Below are 1,052 nucleotides of genomic sequence, written 5' to 3'. Positions count from 1 at the left end.
ATTGGCGCTCTCATCGGAAAGACGCTGCTGACCATAAGTCTGTTCATCGCCAATATCACCGCTGACATTTTCTATGCGTGGATAACGCAGGACTTTTTGCCTAAACTTCTGCCCGCTTGCGTGATTGTCATGGACAACGCAACGTTCCATAAACGGCAGGATATCCAAACCGCCATTGCCAATGCCGGGCATACACTTGAATACCTGCCGCCTTATTCCCCGGGCTTAAATGACATTGGACCCAAATGGGCTCAGGCCAAAGCCATCAGAAAAAAGGAAGGGTGTTCCATCGAGCAGCTCTTTGCCGCTTATGAAATTTAAATCATTCTATATGAGATCTGCTATACATCCTGTCCTTCTATACCCATCGCACATGAAATTTCGGCACTCAGGTGCTACCAATGATGTGGAAATTATCAGTTAATAATGTGCGTAATTCTGCTTCGTAATGATCCGTTGCTGTAAAAAAAGCTTGGCAAGCACTTTTGAAAAGTGAAAAAGTTTCATAGTAGCGACCATACAGGATTTTCTTCTTGAAAAATTTCCAATAACGTTCAATCAAGTTAAGATTGGGTGCGTATGGCGGCAAAAATACCAGTTTTATTTTTGAGTCGTTGAGATAGTCACGGATCAGTTGTGATCGATAATAACGTGCATTGTCACAAATAATGTGAATATAGGCTGCTGTGGGATGGTGTGCCTCGATTTGCTGAAACAGTTGGATAGTCGATTGCGCATTGATAGTGTCATCATAGCGCACAATGGCCTGCAGACTGACCGTATTGATCGCGCCATTGATATTCAAGCGTTGCCGGCCAGTGTGAGTGCGAATTTCGCGATCCTGGCCGCGTTTGATCCATCCGTAACCAGCTACCGGGTTATGATGGGGATGAGTGGCATCCATGAAATAAACAGGATCTTCGGGCGCTTTATTTGCCTTGAGTGCTTCATAGCATTGCACAAAGGCACGTTGTTTCCCGGCATCAGCCTTACCCGGCACCAGCTTTGGCTTTTTATAGACATAGCCCATGCGGTATAAAAGTTGGGTGATG

General features: G+C 45.2%; 2 protein-coding genes. One reads left to right on the top strand and one right to left on the bottom strand.

Annotated features, from left to right (window positions below):
• Positions 1–321, top strand: a 321-nt coding sequence (locus BM283_RS17830; protein WP_139225359.1) for a transposase, incomplete at its 5' end; no start/stop codon positions are given.
• Between the two features lie 67 nt (positions 322–388).
• Here BM283_RS17830 and BM283_RS17825 read toward each other — a convergent pair.
• The coding region (locus tag BM283_RS17825) for an IS630 family transposase (protein ID WP_175492231.1) at positions 389–1,052 on the bottom strand (664 nt) is incomplete at its 5' end.

It is taken from the genome of Nitrosomonas sp. Nm34, from assembly GCF_900113925.1.
Classification (GTDB): Bacteria; Pseudomonadota; Gammaproteobacteria; order Burkholderiales; family Nitrosomonadaceae; genus Nitrosomonas.
The sequence above is the reverse complement of the archived record's forward strand: the minus strand, read 5'-3'. Positions and strand labels throughout refer to the sequence as shown.